We start from the raw sequence: 18,547 nt of genomic DNA on the forward strand, positions 1-18,547 counted from the left end.
GCCCGCCGTCAGGCGGACAGACGCTTGCGACCGTGGGCGCGGCGGGCGGCGATGACCTTGCGGCCGTTGCGGGTCGCCATGCGCGCACGGAAGCCGTGGCGACGCTTGCGCACGAGCTTGCTGGGTTGATAGGTGCGCTTCACGGGTCTCTTCTCCGAATTCTAAAGGTGATTTAAGCGCAAGGGACGGCACCCAGAGTGGCAACGGCTTGCGCCGCCATGCCGCCCCGTAAGATGAGCCGGCACGCAAATACCCACTGAGCTCCGGCCGCCAGAGCCGCCTGAGTTGGCGAGGCTTATAGGTGGGCCGGGCCCATCCGTCAATCACCGCATCGCCCCCACAAGCGTGAACGCGCGCGGCGACCCAGCGTCAGCCGGCCCTGCACATGGCCGGAGAAGCCCTTGCACCGCGTGGGGTTGCGGGCGCATCTTCCGCCACCCTTACGGGGCATCTTTCCAGGAAGCCGGCGTCCCATGAACTTGATCCGCGTCTATCTGCGCACCCTCGCTCTGCTCGGTCCGCAGGCGCGGATGGGGGCCCTGCTGGCCCTCGCCAATCTGGTGCTGGCCATTGCCCAGTTCGCCGAGCCGATCCTGTTCGGCCGCATCATCGATGCGCTGGCCGCCGCCCAGGCCGCGACCCGCCTGCCCACCTTCCAGGAGCTGACCCCACTGCTGGCGGCGTGGGTCGCCTTCGGGCTGTTCAACATCGGCGCCGGCGTCCTCATCTCTCTCCATGCGGACCGGCTCTCCCACCGGCGGCGACTCAGCGTGCTCACCCAGTATTTCGAGCACGTGCTGCAACTGCCCCTGAGCTTCCACGGCGAAACCCATTCCGGGCGCCTGCTGAAGGTGATGCTGGAGGGTGTGGATGCCCTGTGGGGCCTCTGGCTCTCCTTCTTCCGCGACGATTGCGCGGCTATCCTCTCGCTGGTGGTGCTGGTGCCAGTGGGCATCTGGATCAACTGGCGGCTTGGGCTGGTGCTGATCGTGCTGATGGCGGTGTTCGGCGTCATCACGGCCTATGTCATCCGCCGCACCGAGACCATGCAGCGGCAGGTGGAGGAATATAATTCCGATCTCGCGGAGCAGACTTCGGACGCGCTCGGCAACGTTGCCGTGATCCAGAGCTACACCCGCGTCGAGGCGGAGGTGGGCGGCCTGAAGGACACGGTGAACCGGGTGCTTCGGGTGCAGATCCCGGTGCTGTCCTGGTGGGCGGTCGTGTCCATGGCCACCAAGGCGGCGACCACGCTCACCATCCTCGCCATCCTGCTCATCGGCACGTGGCTCTATCTGCACGGCCTTGCCGGCATCGGCGAGATCGTCACCTATGTGGCCTTCGCCAACATGCTGATCGGCCGGCTCGATCACACGGTGAGCTTCTTCAACCGGCTGATGATGTCCGCGCCCCAGCTCGCCCAGTTCTTCGAGGTGCTGGACACGGTCGGCGCGGTGCGCGACCGGCCCCATGCCCGCCCGCTGGTGGCGGTGAAGGGCGATGTGGTGTTCGACGACGTGTCCTTCTCCTATGACGGCAAGCGGCCGGCGGTGGAGGATGTCTCGCTCCATGCCGAGCCGGGGCAGACCTTCGCCTTCGTGGGCACCACGGGTGCGGGTAAGTCCACCGCCCTGGCTTTGCTTCACCGGGTGTTCGATCCGCAGTCCGGCGCCATCCGCATTGATGGCATGGATATTCGTGACGCCACCCTCTCCTCGCTGCGCAAGAGCATCGGCGTGGTGTTCCAGGAGCCGCTGCTGTTCAACCGCTCCATCGAGGACAATCTGCGCGTGGGCAAGCCCGACGCCACCGAGGCCGAGCTGCGCGCGGCGCTCGCCCGCGCCCAGGCGCTGGAGCTGGTGGAGCGCAACCCCCTCGGCCTTCAGGCAGTGGTGGGTGAGCGCGGGCGCGCACTCTCCGGCGGCGAGCGCCAGCGCCTCTCCATTGCCCGGGCGCTGCTGAAGAATCCGCCGGTCCTGATCCTGGACGAAGCGACCTCCGCCCTTGACGCGGCCACCGAGGCAAAAGTGCAGGCCGCCCTCGACGAGGTGATGAAAGGCCGCACCACCTTCGTCATCGCCCACCGCCTCGCGACCGTGCGAAACGCGGACCGGATCCTGGTGTTCGAGCACGGCCGCGTCATTGAGGCCGGCACCTTCGACGAGCTGGTGGCCCTCGGCGGGCGATTCGCCGCGCTGGCGCAGGCCCAGTTCATGGTGGAGACCCCCGCGCGGGAGAAGCCCCTGGCGGAAACCTGAACCACCGGCGCCAGGAAGCATTTTCATGCGCGCCGCCAGAATTCGGCAAGAATGTGGCAGCAAATGTGGCAAGCTTGGGCGTTCGCTCCCGGCGTTTTCAACGCGTCGCGCGGGGGTGCGGAATGGTTTCGACTTTCCCGCGACTGCGAAACCGGCTAGGAAAGGGACATTCAGGCGGGGGCCTCCTTCCAACAAAGGGAGCGGAACAGGTTGGCGCGCTCGAAATCCCATCTTGCCGCATGGACCGCGCGTGTGAACGCCGCTGCGTTGAGGCTCGTGGCCGGCGCCGTCCTGGTGACCGGCCTCTGCGCCGGCCCGGCCCGCGCCAATCCGGTTCTCCTGGTTGAGGCCGACACCGGCCGGGTGCTGGAGCAGCAGGACGCCGGCAAGCCCTGGTACCAGGCCTCCGTCACCAAGCTGATGACGGTCTATGTGGCGCTGAACGCGGTCAAGAATGGCCGCCTCACCATGGACAGCCCGCTCACCGTCTCCGCCCTCGCGGCCTCGCAGTCACCCTCGAAGATGGGCTTCAAGCCCGGCACGGTGGTGACCCTCGACAACGCGCTCAAGATGGTGCTGGTGAAGTCGGCCAACGACATGGCCATGGTGGTGGCCGAAGGCGTGGGCGGCTCCATGCCCGCCTTCGTGGACGAGATGAACGCCACCGCCGCCCATCTCGGCATGACCGGCACTCATTACGAGAACCCCAACGGCCTGCCGAACCCGGGCCAGGTTTCCACCGCCCGTGACCTCGCCATTCTGGCCCGGGCGCTGATCTATCATTTCCCCGAGCACGAGATGCTGTTCCGCATCCCGGCCATCAAGCTCGGCAAGAGCGTGCTGCGCAATTACAACAAGCTGATCGACCGCTATCCCGGCGCCGACGGCATGAAGACTGGCTTCGTCTGCGGCTCGGGCTACAATCTGGTGGCCACCGCCACCCGCGGCGGCAAGCGGCTCATCGCCGTGGTGCTCGGCGCCCGCTCCGGCACCGCCCGCGCGGAAGAGGCCGCCATGCTGTTCGAGAAGGGCTTCCAGTCCTCCTGGAACATTTTCGGCTCAGCCGCCCCCACCCTCTCCGCCATTCAGAATGTGGGCGGCGACCCGTTCAACATGACGCCCTATGTCTGCGGCGGGAAGCGCGCGGTGGCCGCCTCGGAGGCCGACGACGACAGCCCGGGCATCAACAGCCAGGCCATCTCCTTCGCCCTGGCCGCCGGTGGCCCCACCCAGCCGCGCTCGGGCGCCGACCTGCTGCAGCCGCTGCCGCCCTCCATGCCGCCCATTCCGGTTTTCGTGGGCACGCGGTCCGCGCCGCAGGATCTCGCTTCCGCCTATGCGCCGGACGAGAACGATAAGCCGAAGAAGAAGCCGGCGGCCGCCAGCAACACCAAGAAGCCGGCAAACAGCGACGCCGCGGGCAAGCCCGCCTCCAAGCCGAGCACCAAGAAGCCCGCCAAGGAGGCCAAGGCGACCTCCGCCGAGCAGAAGCCGGCGCCGAAGCCGGCGGCAAAGCCCAAGCTTTCCCCCAAGCCCCTTTCCATGCCGCGGCCCGACCTCGCCGCCAGCACCGGATCAGCCAAATCGGGCGAGTAAGCCGGGCGGGTTCCGCCGCCATGGCGCACCGCGCCTGATCGAAGCGCCCCTTGCCTCCGCCGGCATGCACGAGCCAGCATTGCGCGTGCGCCCCCCTTCTCCCGACCGCCGCGCGGCAGAAGGTCCGTGCCGGAGCACAGGAATCCGCGCCCTTGCGCGGTTAGGGCCCGAAAGGGCCGACGCACGCCCTCCCGGCGCGCCCGCTCGACGTCCCCTTCCGATCTGCCCTTCTGGCGATCGGTAGCGCCCGCCCCTGGCCCCGATCACGGATTGAGCCTCCTGCTTGATCCCCCTGCGTCGCGTCGGTGGGAATGGTGGCGGGGAACCGTCGGTGCCGCGCGCCACGCTGAGGCTCGAGGCCCCGCTTTCGCGCCAGCCGGTGTCTGCTGTTTCATGGAAACACTGAGACCGCTGATCCTTTTGTTTTGACGCACGTCCCTCGCGCGAACCGGCTCCCGCCTCATGCGGGAATGCCGTAGCCGCCGAATCCGCTGCCACCATGTTCCGAGACGGGCGCGACACGGCTGCAGAGCCGGCGCATCCGCCACCGGCCTGCAGGCAGCCCACGCTCCGCTCGCCCGCCCCCGGGGCGGCGTCCGGCGACACCACGGGCTTCTCCCTGCGGGAAGCACGCCCCGTTCCCGGCGCAGCAGTCCGCGTCCAGCAGCCAGAGCCCTGCGTCGCTGCCGCGAGACGGGCATGAAGGCGGATGCGCGGGCGGGCCCGATGGGGTAGCTTGCGGCCATGCCTCAGCCTGCTTCCGAAGACGCGCCCGCCCGTCGCGGCCCGCCCGCCCCCATTCCCGTCACCGTGCTCACCGGCTTCCTGGGCGCGGGCAAGACCACGCTGCTCAACCGGCTGCTGGCCGATCCGGCGCTGGCCGACACTGCGGTGCTCATCAACGAATTCGGCGAGATCGGCCTCGACCACCTGTTCGTGCGGCCGGTCGAGGAGGGCATCGTCATGCTCTCTTCCGGCTGCCTGTGCTGCACCGTGCGGGGCGATCTGGTGGCGGCGCTGGAGGACCTGCTGCGCGGGCGCGACAATGACCGCCTGCCGCCCTTCAGCCGCGTCATCATCGAGACCACGGGCCTCGCCGATCCCGCGCCCGTGCTGCACACGCTGATGACGCACCCCTACCTCGCCATGCGCTACCGCCTGGACGGGCTCGTGTGCGTGATCGACGCGGTGAATGGCGAAGCGACCCTCGACAGCTATGAGGAAGCGGTGAAGCAGGCGGCCATGGCCGACCGCCTGGTGCTCACCAAGACAGACCTCATGACCACCGATGAGGCGCGCCGCGCACTTGATGCCCTGCGGGCGCGGCTGCGGCGCCTCGCCCCCGCCGCCCGGCTGCTGGAGAGCACCGAGGCGTCCGCCGCCACGCTGCTCGATACCGGCCTTTATGATCCCACCGCCAAGGGACCCGACGTGGCCCGCTGGCTCTCGGACGAGGCGGTGGCCACCGCCGAGGCCACCGCGGGCACCCCCGACCCGAACCGTCACGACGGGCGCATCCGCGCCTTCACCATCGCCACCGACGCCGCCATTCCGGCCTCGACCCTCGACCTGTTCCTGGAGCTGCTGCGCGCCACCCATGGCGCCAACCTGCTGCGGCTCAAGGGCATCGTGAAGGTGAAGGAGGATCCGCAGGCGCCCATCGTGCTGCACGGCGTGCAGCATGTGCTGCATCCGCCCGCACGACTGCCCGCCTGGCCCGACGACGACCACCGCACGCGGCTGGTGATGATCGTGCGCGATCTCGACCCCAAGGTGATCGAGCGCCTGTTCAACGCCTTCCTCGGCGTGCCCGAAGTCGATTCGCCCGATCGCGCCGCCCTCACGGACAATCCCCTCGCCCCGCCCGGCCTGCCGCGATGAGCGAGGGCCTCCGCGATAACCCCGCCGATATCCTCGCCTGGTGGCGCGCGGCCGGGCGCGAGCGCTGGTTCGGCGGCGGCGCCAGCTTCGACCATGAAGTGCGCGCCCGACTGCTGCCGGCCCATGAGGAAGCCGCCGCCGGCCGCCTCGACCTTTGGGAGGACACCCCGGAAGGCGCGGCGGCACTGCTCATTCTGCTCGATCAGGTCCCGCGCAACGTGTTCCGCGCCACACCCCGCGCCTTCACCACCGATGAGCGGGCCCGCGCGGTGGCGGGACGAGCCATCGCACGCGGCTTCGACGAAGCCCCGCTGGTGAACGCCGCGCCGAGCCTGCGCGGCTTCTTCTACCTGCCCTACATGCACGCGGAGGACGACGCCAGCCAGCAGCGCTGCGTGGACCTCTACCGCCAGGCCGGGGACGAGGACGGGCTCGCTTATGCCCTGCTCCACCAGGAGGCCATCGCGCGCTTCGGCCGCTTCCCCCACCGCAACCCGATCCTCGGGCGCGCCATGACACCGGCCGAGCAGGCCTATCTCGACGCTGGCGGCTTCCAGGGCTGATCGAGCCCGCCGGGTGCCAGGCGGCATTCAGCGCAGGGCCATGGCTGCCATCCGGTCGGTCCGCACGTCACAGCTCTCCGACCGGTGCGAGGGGCGGAAACCGAGGGGCTTGGACGCAACGGCGCGGCGAAGAGGCTCCGCCGTGGGAAGACTTGCGGGTTAGAGGACTTCAGCGCGTTACGGGAAGTGCCCCGTCCCGCCCCTGCAAGCCAAAAGGGGAGGCACGCTTGCCAAACCCTATTGCTCGAATCTCGATCCAACCTAAGGGCTGAAGGGCGTTCATCGCACGTGGCGCGGCTTCTGGCCCACGACCGCGTTCCCCGTGATGCTTTCCCGTGGCGCGTTCCTCGTCGTGCTTGCCTCGTGGCGCGGCTCCCTCTCCCGCCTGCGGGAGCGGGTTGGGGGCGAAACGGGGGAACGTGGCTCCGGCAGCGAGATCTTGGGCAACCCCTCGAAAATGTCGAAAGCCTTGAATCGGGGGCCTGTGCGCCACTGAGGCGGCCCGCGCCCCCCTCGCCCGCGAACGGGAAGGGGGAGCGAGCCCCCTGGCAACCCGTGCCTCTTGAATGTCGGTCGGGCCTCGCCCCCGCCCAAGACCAGGGCGACCTGAAGCCGGGCGACATCAGCTGAGGCGCGCAAGAATGCCTTCGGCGGCGGCGCGCCCGGTGGCGAAGCAGGCTTGCAGCAGGTAGCCGCCGGTGGGCGCTTCCCAATCCAGCATTTCCCCCGCCACGAAAACGCCGGGCCGGCGGCGAAGTTGAAAGTCCGCGCCGACCTCGTCCCAGGCCAGGCCCCCGGCGCTGGAAATGGCCCGGCTGAGATCGCCCACGCCGGTCACGGTCAGCGGCACGGCCTTGATGGCTTCTGCGAGAGCACCCGCATCCGCCGGACGGGCGGGGCCGATCGCCTCGCGCAGCAGACCCGCCGCCACCGGGGAAAGGCCGGCGGCCTTGCGCAGCAGGTTGGCGAAGGAGAGCCGGGACGGCGCCGCCGACAGGCGCCCGGCAAGGCGCGCGACATCGAGATCAGGCCGGAGGTCCACATGCAGCGTGGCACCGTCCGCCGCCAGCGCCTCGCGCACCGCCCGCGACACCGCATAGATGGCACCGCCCTCCAGCCCCGCCTCGGTGACCACCGCCTCACCGGCCGCGCGCGCCTCGCCGCAGCGCACGACGATGCGCTTCAGCGGGGTGCCGGCGAAGCGGGAACGGAACAGATCGGACCACGCGCAGCACACGCCCATGTTGGCGGGCACGAAATCTCGCACCTCCACCCCCTGCGCGCGCAGCAGCCCCACCCAGCCGCCATCGGCGCCGAGTCGCGGCCAGGACGCCCCGCCGAGGGCGAGCAGGGTCGCCGCCGGCTGCTCCAGCAGCTCGCCCTCAGGGGTGGCGAAGCGCAGGCGGCCGGCGCCATCCCAGCCCAGCCACTGGTGGCGCGTGTTGAGGTTCACCCCCTGCCCCGCCAGGCGCCGCAGCCACGCCCGCAGCAAGGGGCTGGCCTTGAAGCTCTCGGGAAAGACACGGCCGCTGCTGCCCACGAAGGTGGGCTCGCCCAGCGCCTCGGCCCAGGCCCTGAGATCATCCGGGGTGAAAGCGGAAAGGGCGGGCGCGAGCCGGCCGGCCTGCGGCCCATAGCGGGTGAGGAATCGCTCGAACGGCTCGGAATGGGTGAGATTGAGCCCGCCGCGCCCGGCCATCAGGAACTTGCGCGCAGGCGAGGGCATCCGCTCATGCACATGAACGCCGAGACCGGCGGCCGACAGGCGCTCGGCGGCCATGAGCCCCGCCGGGCCGGCGCCGATGATGGAAACGAATGTGGAAGCCATTGCGGGCGGAAACTCTCGAAATGCGCTGCCACGCGTTGTTTCGCCCAAGCGCGCCCGCGTCAATCGTCACCCGGGCCCGCCCGCGGATTTCCGCGCCCCGCGGCCTCCGGCACGCGCCATCACCAGCGTCATGCACAGGCCCCGGGCCGTGAAGGCGGGGGAAGCCGGCGCACGAAACCTCCTTTTAAGGTCACGCGCCTATGCCTTGATGTGTACCGAGTAGCCCTGGATTTGCTCCGATGTCCTCTTCGAACCAGCCTCCGAGAATGGTGAACTTCCCCTCGCTCCTGGTTTCGGAGGAAGACGAGGACATGCTCCCGGCGAATCCGGACGGCTCCACGGTCCATAGCTGGATCAACGCCGACTTCGTGCCGAGCTGGCTGCGGCCCTTCACCCTGGACCAGAATACCCGCTTCACCCGCACGCCGGACCACCTGCTGCGCCCGCCCGAGGAGACGCAGCCCGAGCCGCTGCCCAGCTACGGCACGGCCGGCGCCTCCTGGCACTTCCTGGAAATGCCCCTCGACATTCAGGACGACGCCGCCCCGATTCCCAGCGTGAAGGCCGATATCGCCGCCCTTGAGCAGGCCTTCGCCGACCTGCCGGCGCTGCGCGCCGCCCGCGAGAGCACCCAAGGTGAGGAAGCCGAGCACGCCCACGCCTTCGGCCATCACGCTGAAGGCTGGAGCGTGGACGAGCAGGGCCGCGAGACCGTCCTCTCCTGGCAGGACCTGACCCCGGCGCCGGACCTCGACACCACCGCCGAGAGCGATGCCGGGCAGCCGCAGGCTCCTACCGCCGGCCCCCCGGCGCCGGAGGCGTTTGCCCAGGAGGCGTTCGCCCAGGAGGCGTTCGCCCAGGAACCGTTTGCTCAAGAGCCCTTTGCCCCGGAGCAGCACGCACTCGGCGCCGATGAATTCGCCGGTGCGCCCGATGCCGCGTCCGGCGGCTGGAACCCGGAGCCGGTCTGGCAGCCGACCTCCCTGCCCCAGCAGGCCGCGATGGAGAACGCCCCGGCTTTCCCCACTGCGGATTCGACCACGTTCGCCGCTCCGCCGGCCATGGCTTGGTCGGACGATGGCGCGGCGCCGCCCGCCTTCAGCACCGACGGCTCAGGCGTTAGCGCCAGCGCCGCTCCCCTCGGCGCGGCGGGACCGGAAACCCCGGCCCCTGCGGACATGGGCTGGACCCCGCCCCTCGGCGAGGCCAACGCCACCAGCGAGGCCCCCTTCGCGCCCCAAGACGCGAATGCACAGCCCGACGCGAGCGGACAGCCCGCCATGATGGACAACTCGGCCCAGGGCTTCAGCGAAACGCCGGAATTCGCCCCGGCGCCGTGCGACAGCGTTCCCGCGCAGGCGCCGGACTTCGGCACCGCACCCGTCGAATTCGCGTCATGCGATGGCCCGGCGCCAGCCTTCATCGGCAACGCGGAATTTGTGGAATCCTCCGCCCCAGACCTGCCCGTCATGGAGCCCGAGATGTCTGAGGCTGCGATGGCGCAGCCCTTCCCCGCTCCGGAATTCAGTGCTCCGGTCGATGCGGCCGCAGCCGGCACCGACGCTGCGGGACAGGCCGAAGCCGTGCCTCCCCAGGCCATCATGGACGGGGCGGCGGCCTTCGCTGAGGATCCCGCGCTCGCCGGCACCGGCGATGTGGCGGACGCGCCCGCCCCCCAATTCCCCGAGGAGACCCCGGCCGAAATGGTCATGGACGGAATGGACACCGCAGCCCAGCCATTCACCGGCAACACCGCCTTCGAGGCCGACTTCATCCCCGCCGCAACCCACGACCCGCAGCCGGTGATGGACGCCGCGACCACGCCCGCCCTCAGCGAAGGTGTTTCTGAACCGACCATGGCCGCGTTTGATCCCGCCACCTCGTCGTTCGGCCCCTCCCCGGACGTGGCCGAAGCCGCGCCGCAGGACGCCGGCATGGCGGCGGTACCGGTGATGGAAGACACCTCCGCGCCGGGCGCCACCATGGTCGACACAGCCGCCTCCGACACAGCCTTGGCGATGTCCGACACGGACGTGTCGGTGCAGGAGCCCGCGGCCGAAGCGGGCTCGTCGATCGCCGCCATGGCCGAGCTCCCCGCATCTGAGGCAGCGGCCCCCTCCGAAATGCTGGCCTCCGATGAAGCGGACCAGATGAGCGAAGCGGTGGACGGCGTGCCCCTGGACGGGACCCTGGCCCAGCTCGCCGCCGCCGCCCTTGAGGGCGCCACCGCCTTCCTCGACGAAACACCCGATCAGACAGCCGCCGCCGATCCGCTCATGGAAGACCTTGCCCCGGCCCACCTGCGCCCGCTCACGCGGATGATCGTGGTTGGCCGCCTTGCCCTGCCCGAGATCCTTGAGCAGGACCTTGCCCCCATCGTGCCCGAACCGCTCGCGCCGGAAGCCGACGCGGCGGCGCGTGCCGCGGACCTGATCCACGCCCATTTCGCCTGGCAGCCCTACCATCTGAGCATCAATGGCAGCCTCGACGCCCCGGCGGAGAAGGGTACCGACGCCACGGCCGAGCCGTCCGCGGCCAGCGCCCCGGAAGCCACCGCCCCCGCGATCGACGTGCCCGCCGAGGCGGCGCTGCCGGCCCTCGCCACGCCCGCCGGCCTGCCGGCGGTGGTGGACCCGGCGCATGACCCCTTCGCCTACCACCTGCCGCCCATCGACCTTCTGGGCGAGCCGCCCCAGCTGGAGCCGGACTACGAGCTCTCCGAGGAATTCCTCGACCAGAGCTCGGCCATGCTGCAGCAGATTTTGCGCGACTTCGGCATTCGCGGCGAGGTGATCGACGCCAATCCCGGCCCGGTGGTGACGCTCTATGAGTTCGAGCCGGCGCCGGGCGTGAAGTCTTCCCGCGTCATCGCGCTCGCCGCCGACATCGCCCGCTCCATGAGCGCGGTGTCCGCCCGCGTGGCGGTGGTGGAAGGGCGCAACGTCATCGGCATCGAGCTGCCGAACCGTCGGCGCGACACGGTGTGGCTGCGCGAGCTGCTCGCCTCCCACGAGTTCGAGGAGGCGCGCACCAAGCTCGGCATCTGCCTGGGCAAGACCATTGGCGGCGTGCCGGTCATCACGGACCTTGCCCGCATGCCCCATCTTCTGGTGGCGGGCACCACCGGCTCGGGCAAGTCGGTGGCCATCAACACCATGATCCTGAGCCTGCTCTACCGGCATACGCCGGAAGCCTGCCGGCTCATCATGATCGACCCCAAGATGCTGGAGCTGTCGGTCTATGAGGGCATCCCGCATCTGCTGACCCCCGTGGTGACGGACCCCAAGAAGGCCATCATTGCCCTCAAGTGGGCGGTGAAGGAGATGGAGGACCGCTATCGCAAGATGGCGCGCCTCGCCGTGCGCAACATCGACGGCTACAATGCCCGCATGGCGGAGGCCCGCGAGAAGGGCGAGGTGCTCACCCGCCAGGTGCAGGTGGGCTTCGACAAGGAAAGCGGCGAGGCGCTCTATGAAGAGCAGCAGATGGACCTCTCCGCCCTGCCCTACATCGTCATCATCGTCGACGAGATGGCCGACCTCATGATGGTGGCCGGCAAGGAGATCGAGGGCGCCATCCAGCGCCTGGCACAGATGGCGCGCGCCGCCGGCATCCACCTCGTCATGGCCACCCAGCGCCCCTCGGTGGATGTGATCACCGGCACCATCAAGGCGAACTTCCCCACCCGCATCTCGTTCCAGGTGACCAGCAAGATCGACAGCCGGACCATTCTCGGCGAGATGGGCGCGGAAACCCTGCTGGGCCAGGGCGACATGCTCTTCATGGCCGGCGGCGGGCGCATCACCCGCGTCCACGGCCCCTTCGTCTCCGACCAGGAGGTGGAGCACGTGGTCGCCTTCCTGAAGGCCCAGGGCGGGCCGGAATATCTGGAAGACGTGGTGCAGGACGAGGAGGCGGAAGGCGCCTCCGGCTCCGACGACGCCGTGTTCGACAAGAGCGAGATGGGAGACGGCGGCGGCGATCTCTACGAGCAGGCGGTGGCCATCGTGCTGCGCGATCGCAAGGCCTCCACCTCCTATATCCAGCGCCGGCTGCAGGTGGGGTACAACAAGGCCGCCAGCCTCATGGAGCGCATGGAGGCGGAACAGATCGTGGGCCCGGCCAACCATGCCGGCAAACGTGAGATCCTCTCCTTCGGCCGCGACCGCGACGACGACCACTGATCGGGGCGGGGCGCCAGGCAGGCGCCCCTCTCAAGCTGCCGTCGGGGGCGGGCTGAGGACCTGCTCGCGCCGCAACAGATCCTCCAGCCAGGCCACGAACACCTGAAGCCGGCGCGAGAGCTGCCGGCGGTGGGGATAAAGCAACGTCGCCGGCATGGGGGCCGCCCGGTAAAGGGGCATCACCTCCACCAGCGCACCCGCCTCGATGTCCCGCCGCACGTCATAAGCGGGGATCTGGAGCAGCCCCAGCCCCGCGCGGCAGCAGGCAATGGCCGCCTCCGCGCTGTTGACGCTGACCCGCCCGCGCACGACGCGGGAGTGCATCGCCCCCTCTTCCATCCACTCCCAAGGCGCCACCCGGCCGGTGGAGGGCGAGGCATAATTGACCGCCAGATGGCCGTCGAGATCGTCCGGAGCGAGCGGCGCGCCATGGCGGGCGAGATAGGCCGGGCTCGCCACATTGATGAGATCGAGCCGGCCCAGCGGCCGCGCGATCAGGCCGCTGTCGCTCAATTCCCCGATCCGCAGCACGCAATCAACCGCATCCTCCACCAGGTCCACCGCACGGTCGGTGACGCCGAGCTCGATGTCGATGCCCCGGTACCGCTCGAGGAAATCCGGCAGAGCGGGGGCCACGATCAGCCGGCCGATGCGGCCGGGAACATCCACCCGCAGCGTGCCGGCGGGCATGGAGGCGCCGTGGCGGAACAGGCTCTCGGCCTCCTCCACGTCCGCCACCAGGCGCAGGCAGCGCTCATAGAAAGCGGCGCCGTCCTGGGTGGGGGCCACCTTGCGGGTGGTGCGGTGGAGCAGGCGCGTGCCCAGGCGCGCCTCCAGTTCCTGCACCGCAGCCGAGACCGAGGAGCGCGGCAGGCCCAGCGTGTCCGCCGCCCGGGTGAAGCTCGCGCACTCCACCACTCGGGCGAAGATGCGGAAGAGATCGATGCGGTCCACCGCGCGCCCCCGATTGTTCGGAAAATCCGACAAGTGATGTCATCAGGAACGGATTTATCCGCCATGTCCAGACGATAACCTTGCACCCGGCGGCGGTGAGGGGGCAGCCGGCGGACGCGCGCGGCAGGGCGCCAGCGGAAGCCGGACGCCCCCCGCCGCCGCTGCCCATGAATGCGTCGGAACAGGAATTCTCGTCATGACCGATCACGCAATCCGCGGAAAGACGGCGCTCATCACCGGCGGCGGGAAGAATCTCGGCGCCTTGATCGCCCGCGATCTCGCCGCGCATGGCGCCCGCGCCATCGCCATCCACTACAACAGCACCGGCGCGAAAGCGGAGGCGGAGGCAACCGTGGCCGCCCTGAAGGCGGCGGGGGCCGAGGCCATCGCCCTTCAGGGGGACCTCACCACCGCCGATGCCATGGAGCGCCTGTTTGCGGACGCCGCGGCCGCCGTCGGCAGGCTGGATATCGCCATCAACACCGTCGGCAAGGTGCTGAAGAAGCCCATTCTGGAGATTTCCGAGGCCGAATACGACGAGATGAGCGCGGTGAACGCCAAGGCCGCGTTCTTCTTCCTGAAGGAGGCGGGGCGCCATCTCAACGACAATGGCAAGGTGGTCACCTTGGTCACCTCGCTGCTGGGCGCCTTCACGCCCTTTTACGCGTCCTATGCGGGCACCAAGGCGGCGGTGGAGCACTTCACCCGCGCGGCGGCCAAGGAGTTCGGGCCACGGGGTATTTCGGTGAGCGCCATCGGCCCCGGCCCCATGGACACCCCCTTCTTCTACCCCGCCGAGGGTGAGGACGCGGTGGCCTATCACAAGACCGCCGCGGCGCTCTCGGCCTTCTCGAAGACCGGACTCACCGACATCGCCGACATCGTGCCCTGGGTGCGCATGCTGGTCTCGGAGGGCTGGTGGATGACCGGCCAGACCATCCTGGTCAATGGCGGCTACACCACCAAGTAAGACGCCCCCAATAAGATGCTCCAGCGCGTTGGGTTGACGCGTTCTGGGGGCGATCCGGCATTCGCGCCGCGCAAAGCCCCCTAACGGGAGATGGCCGAGGCCAGCCGGCTCAGGAGGCCCACCAGCTCCGTCTGGCGGCCGATGCCGAGCTTGGCGAACACCGCGCGCAGGTGGCTGCGCGCGGTTTCATAGGAAATACCCTGATTGTCCGCGATGTCGCGCAGGCGCTCGCCATGGCCGATGGCCTCGGCGACGCGCGCTTCCGCCGGCGTCAGCCCCAGGTCACGCAGATGCTGCGACAGGCGCGGCACCTGCGCGCCCAGGTCCCGTACCAGCACCATGGCGCCACCCGCACCAAAGGTGATGAATTCCAGCCCCTCGAACTGCCGGTAGACGGGGACCGCCTGCGCATACAAAGCGGGCCGGCCGCTGGGACGGCGGATCAGCACGCCGCGAGCGGGGGCGGCCGCCGCGCCCGGCAGGGCGGTGCCGATGGCGCGCTGAAGCCGCTCGTCATCCTGCCGCTGGGCGGCCCGCAACCGGCGGGCGACGACGCTCAGCCCGTCCCCCAGCAGGCGCTCGCCCATCACGTTCACATGCCGCACTGCGCCGTCGCGATCCAGCAGGAACGCGCCCCACGCCAGGCGGTCCACCGCGTCCGCGAAATCGCTCGCCACCACGCGCGCCTCCAGCAGCGCCGTGCTGATGGAAAGGGCCCGCCCGATATGGCCCGCAAGGCCGGCCATGCGCGCGATGTCGTCCGGCGGGTAGCGGTCTCGCTTGATGGGATTGTGAACGGCCACCGAGACGAGCTGCCCATCCCGGCTGCCGGTGATGGCCGCCAGCAGCTCGCCCACGCCGTAGCCGTGCAGGAATTCCTGGTAGAACGGATCCTGGCGGATTTCCTCCTCGGTCATCACCAGCCGATCGGTGCTCGCCGTCCCCGGCAGGACCCCGCGCGCCACCACCCGCTGGGCCGGCGTGTCGTGCCGCCACCACAGCGCGTCATAGGCAGCCTTGAGATCGCCGAGCTCGGATGAAACCATGGCCCGCATCATATGCTCGGCCCCGAGCGGCACCATGGATGCCCCCACCGCTCCAAAGGCGTGGGCGATCCGGTCGAGCACCTGCGGCCATTGATCGGGCTGGAGCGCGGCCCCGTAGAGCGCCTCGATCACCTCCAGAATGTCGGTATCCGCCATCCGCGCCCCCTCACGGTGAGCATAAGGCAGACTTATCACAACCCCAAACTCAGGATCTGCACATTTTCTCGCGAACCGAGCACTGGCGTTGCGGCCCAGCTTCCGGCAAGCTCCATATGGTCCATGGAGACTGGTAAAGTTTCCGAAACACGTCCACGCTACACTACAAATATACCATCATTCTATGTAGATTTGCATCGAGGCGAGGAAACGCCAGCGTGCTCAATTACATCCTAACCCTCCTTGGCATTTTTACGAAGGGTCTGGGCCTGCGGATCGTCCTGTGCTTTCTGCCCCCCATCGTGGCAGCCTGGACTTTCTTCATCCTGCACCTGGTCAATCTTTACGAGTTCCATCCGGACTCATTCACGCCAACGCTGGTGTTCGGCCTGCTCGGCATTGCCGTCGGCAGCGTGATCGTCTGCATCCTGATCCTGACCATCGTTCCGCCCCTGCGGCGGATTGTCGACGTCACGGCGGTGCTCCAGCACGGCAAGACCGATTTCTCCATTCCCTATCTGGCCCGCAAGGACGAGATCGGCGATCTGGCCCGCTCGTTCGAGGTGCTGCGCGAAGGCCTCATCCGCGCCGCCGAGCTGGAGGCGGCCAACCGGGCCGAGGCGGAAGCCAAGATTGCCCACGGCAACCGCATCTCCACCCTCGCGCGGAACTTCGAGGCCGTCATCAAGACCGTGGTGGGCGCCCTCACCGCGGCGGCGAGCGAGCTGCAGAGCAGTGCCGCCCGCATGCTGGAGATCTCGCAGCAGACCCAGCAGCAGAGCAATGTGGTGGCCTCCGCCTCCCTCGACGCCTCCTCGAACGTGCAGGCCGTGGCCGGCGCCACTGAGCAGATGACCGCCTCCAGCCGCGAGATCGGGCGGCAGGTGTCCAAGGCCTCCGACATGGCCGCCACCGCCGTGGAGCAGGCCAACCGCACCGGGGACGTGGTGGATCGCCTCGCCAAGGACGCGGACAAGATCGGCTCGGTGGTGCAGCTGATCCAGGAAATCACCGCCCAGACCAACCTGCTCGCCCTCAACGCCACCATCGAGGCGGCCCGCGCGGGTGAGGCCGGCAAGGGCTTCGCCGTGGTGGCGAGCGAAGTGAAGACCCTGGCCGAGCAAACCGCCAAGGCCACCGAGGAAATCTCCTCACAGATCGCCGACATCCAGGGTGCCACCACCTCCACGGTGGGCGCCATCCGCGAGATCAGCCATTCCATCGCCGACATCAATGACGTCGCCTCCGCCGTGGCCATGGCCGCGCAGCAGCAGGTGACGGCGACCGTCGAAATCTCCGACAACGTGCAGCAGGCGGCGCTGGGCACCGGCGAGATTTCCCGGAACATTTCCGGCGTCGCGGAGGCGGTGGACATGACGAGCACGGTGGCCGGAACCGTGCTCTCCGCCGCCACCCGCCTCACCGGGCAGGCCGACGAGCTGCGCAAGGAAGTCGATCAGTTCCTGACCGCCCTCAACCAGGCCTAGACGGGGTGGGATTTCGGGGATCACGGACCCGCGAGGGCCTGCTCCGGCTTTGCGGAGCACAGTGAGGCTCGGGGCCATGACCGCTCGGGGGCAATGACCGCCTCGGGGCCATGACCGCCTCGGTGGCGTGGACGGGCCTTGAGGCCGTCGCGATGGGCCAGGACCCTGCCCTTCGCCGCGCCGGCGTGGCCTCGTCGTCGACGCGACGCCCCGGTCTCACGGGCGGGCGTGGCGCCGGACGAGCGCCTCGGTGGCTGCGCGGAAACCTGCCTCGTACGCCTAAGGCGGACCGGCCCTGGGGTCGATCACATTCCAGCCCCCACGAATGCTGCCGGAAGGATGCGCCTTTCCACGCCCGAGGCGAGGCCGGTCGCGGAACCGTGGCTCCGGCGCGCGAGCGGCTGTGAAGGCGCGAGACATTGAACCCGGACGCATCGAGGCCAGCCCCGGCGGGAGCATGCGCGAGCCGGCGCCCGATGTTTCCGCGCACAAGCATACCGCGCCTGCCCCGCCTCACCCTCCCCCGCGAAGCTCAACACAGTCCGTTAAGAGCAACGCCCGCCCTGCCCCGTTGCGCAGGAGACAGCCGGCCGCTTCCTCCCCCTCAGGGGTGCTCGCCGCCGTCATCGGCCGCCACGCTCATCGCGCCTTTGGGGAAACACACCCCCCGCCTGCGGAAGGCAAGGGGTGCCTGGCGCGCGCGCCGGAGGCCAAGCCGTCCCTCCGCCCTCAGGCGCTGAGCTCACGCAAGGCCGCCGCATGCAGAGCGGGCGAGGCCGCCGCCACCACCTTGCCGTCGGAGCCGAGGCCGAGGGGCCGGCCCTGCCAGTCGGTCATGATGCCGCCCGCGCCTTCCACCACCGGCACCAGGGCCATGTAATCGTAGGGCTGGAGCGAGGTTTCCACCACCAGGTCACAATGGCCCGAGGCCAGAAGGCCATATTGGTAGCAATCGCCACCGAAACGGCGGATGGCGCCCTTGCGGCTCAGCGCGTCATAGCGCGCCCAATCGGACGGCGCGAAGAAATCCGGGGAGGTGGTGTAGACCCGCGCATCCTCCAGCGCCGCGCAGCCGCTCACATGCGCGGGCGCGCCATTGAAGGTGGTGGCGCCGGGCAGGCCCACCCAGCGCTCGCCCAAGGGCGGCACCTCGATCACCCCCAGCTTCGGCACACCGCGTTCGGCATAGGCGATGAGCGCGCCGAACAGGGGCATGCCGGTGATGAAGCTCTTGGTGCCGTCGATGGGATCGATCACCCACAGATGGTCGTCTCCGCCGCTCATGCCCGCTTCCTCGCCGAGGATGGCATGACCGGGAAAGCGCGCTGCGATGGCCTCGCGCAGGGCGGCCTCAATGGCCTTGTCGGCGATGGTCACCGGGCTTTCGTCCGCCTTGCGCTCGAACGCCGTGGTCTTGCGGAAATGGGCCCGGGCCAGCCCGCGCGCCAGGTCCGCCAGCTCACCGGCGAAGGCCGCCAGAACACCCGCATCGAGATCCAGATCGAAACCGCTCATTGAACTCCATCTCCCCACGGATCGCGCGACGGCGCAGCAGCCGGAACCGGCCAAAGCCACAAAAACCTCTATTTGCCACACAAATCAATATCGATTTGTGGATTTGTGT

General features: G+C 69.3%; 12 protein-coding genes. 7 read left to right on the top strand and 5 right to left on the bottom strand.

Annotated features, from left to right (window positions below):
• Positions 1-8: 8 nt before the first annotated feature.
• Positions 9-143, bottom strand: a complete 135-nt coding sequence (rpmH, locus tag L0966_RS18790; RefSeq protein WP_029349589.1) for a 50S ribosomal protein L34 — start codon at positions 141-143, stop codon at positions 9-11.
• 330 nt (positions 144-473) lie between these two features.
• Between rpmH and L0966_RS18795 the strand changes: the two genes are divergently transcribed.
• The 4 genes from L0966_RS18795 (at position 474) to L0966_RS18810 (ending at position 6,298) form a co-directional block, all read left to right on the top strand.
• Entirely contained in the window at positions 474-2,258 is a 1,785-nt protein-coding gene (locus L0966_RS18795; RefSeq protein ID WP_234053567.1) for a glucan ABC transporter ATP-binding protein/ permease, read from the top strand.
• A gap of 252 nt (positions 2,259-2,510) precedes the next feature.
• Complete coding sequence (locus L0966_RS22395) at positions 2,511-3,854, top strand: D-alanyl-D-alanine carboxypeptidase family protein (protein WP_370640781.1); 1,344 nt, start codon at positions 2,511-2,513, stop codon at positions 3,852-3,854.
• Positions 3,855-4,598: 744 nt separating this feature from the next.
• Positions 4,599-5,735: a GTP-binding protein gene (locus tag L0966_RS18805; protein ID WP_234053568.1), complete on the top strand. Its 1,137-nt coding sequence runs from the start codon at positions 4,599-4,601 to the stop codon at positions 5,733-5,735.
• A complete protein-coding gene (locus L0966_RS18810; protein WP_234053569.1) occupies positions 5,732-6,298 on the top strand; it encodes a DUF924 family protein in 567 nt (188 codons plus the stop codon). Before L0966_RS18805 ends, L0966_RS18810 begins: the two co-directional genes overlap by 4 nt.
• Positions 6,299-6,920: 622 nt before the next feature.
• Here the strand turns inward: L0966_RS18810 and L0966_RS18815 are convergent.
• A complete protein-coding gene (locus L0966_RS18815) occupies positions 6,921-8,126 on the bottom strand; it encodes a TIGR03862 family flavoprotein (protein ID WP_234053570.1) in 1,206 nt (401 codons plus the stop codon).
• 1,703 nt (positions 8,127-9,829) lie between these two features.
• On the opposite strand from L0966_RS18815, the gene L0966_RS18820 reads away from it, so the two are divergent.
• Positions 9,830-12,310, top strand: coding sequence for a DNA translocase FtsK (locus tag L0966_RS18820; protein WP_370640784.1), 2,481 nt, complete (start codon positions 9,830-9,832; stop codon positions 12,308-12,310).
• Between the two features lie 30 nt (positions 12,311-12,340).
• Here the strand turns inward: L0966_RS18820 and L0966_RS18825 are convergent, their stop codons facing one another.
• Positions 12,341-13,264, bottom strand: coding sequence for a LysR family transcriptional regulator (locus L0966_RS18825; RefSeq protein ID WP_234053614.1), 924 nt, complete (start codon positions 13,262-13,264; stop codon positions 12,341-12,343).
• Positions 13,265-13,460: 196 nt separating this feature from the next.
• Between L0966_RS18825 and L0966_RS18830 the strand changes: the two genes are divergently transcribed.
• Positions 13,461-14,234 (top strand): SDR family oxidoreductase, encoded by a 774-nt coding sequence (locus tag L0966_RS18830; protein WP_234053571.1) that lies wholly within the window; start codon positions 13,461-13,463, stop codon positions 14,232-14,234.
• Positions 14,235-14,314: 80 nt separating this feature from the next.
• On the opposite strand, the gene L0966_RS18835 is transcribed toward L0966_RS18830, so the two are convergent.
• Positions 14,315-15,436 (bottom strand): helix-turn-helix transcriptional regulator, encoded by a 1,122-nt coding sequence (locus L0966_RS18835; RefSeq protein WP_234053572.1) that lies wholly within the window; start codon positions 15,434-15,436, stop codon positions 14,315-14,317.
• A gap of 218 nt (positions 15,437-15,654) precedes the next feature.
• Here L0966_RS18835 and L0966_RS18840 point away from each other — a divergent pair, with 218 nt between their 5' ends.
• Positions 15,655-16,923: a HAMP domain-containing methyl-accepting chemotaxis protein gene (locus tag L0966_RS18840; protein WP_234053573.1), complete on the top strand. Its 1,269-nt coding sequence runs from the start codon at positions 15,655-15,657 to the stop codon at positions 16,921-16,923.
• A 729-nt stretch (positions 16,924-17,652) separates the two neighbouring features.
• Here the strand turns inward: L0966_RS18840 and hisN are convergent.
• Positions 17,653-18,438 carry a histidinol-phosphatase gene (hisN, locus tag L0966_RS18845; protein ID WP_234053574.1) on the bottom strand — a complete coding sequence of 262 codons (786 nt, stop codon included), beginning with the start codon at positions 18,436-18,438 and terminating at the stop codon, positions 17,653-17,655.
• Between the last annotated feature and the right edge of the window lie 109 nt (positions 18,439-18,547).

It is taken from the genome of Xanthobacter sp. NM-59 (genome assembly GCF_021401125.1).
GTDB lineage: Bacteria > Pseudomonadota > Alphaproteobacteria > Rhizobiales > Xanthobacteraceae > Xanthobacter.

Bases quoted from the DNA above. Each gene is read 5' to 3' on its own strand.
- L0966_RS18795 (WP_234053567.1), top strand. From the start codon at position 474: ATGAACTTGATCCGCGTCTATCTGCGCACCCTCGCTCTGCTCGGTCCG.
- L0966_RS18805 (WP_234053568.1), top strand. From the start codon at position 4,599: ATGCCTCAGCCTGCTTCCGAAGACGCGCCCGCCCGTCGCGGCCCGCCC.
- L0966_RS18810 (WP_234053569.1), top strand. From the start codon at position 5,732: ATGAGCGAGGGCCTCCGCGATAACCCCGCCGATATCCTCGCCTGGTGG.
- L0966_RS18815 (WP_234053570.1), bottom strand. From the start codon at position 8,126: ATGGCTTCCACATTCGTTTCCATCATCGGCGCCGGCCCGGCGGGGCTC.
- L0966_RS18820 (WP_370640784.1), top strand. From the start codon at position 9,830: ATGGTCATGGACGGAATGGACACCGCAGCCCAGCCATTCACCGGCAAC.
- L0966_RS18830 (WP_234053571.1), top strand. From the start codon at position 13,461: ATGACCGATCACGCAATCCGCGGAAAGACGGCGCTCATCACCGGCGGC.
- L0966_RS18835 (WP_234053572.1), bottom strand. From the start codon at position 15,436: ATGGCGGATACCGACATTCTGGAGGTGATCGAGGCGCTCTACGGGGCC.
- hisN (WP_234053574.1), bottom strand. From the start codon at position 18,438: ATGAGCGGTTTCGATCTGGATCTCGATGCGGGTGTTCTGGCGGCCTTC.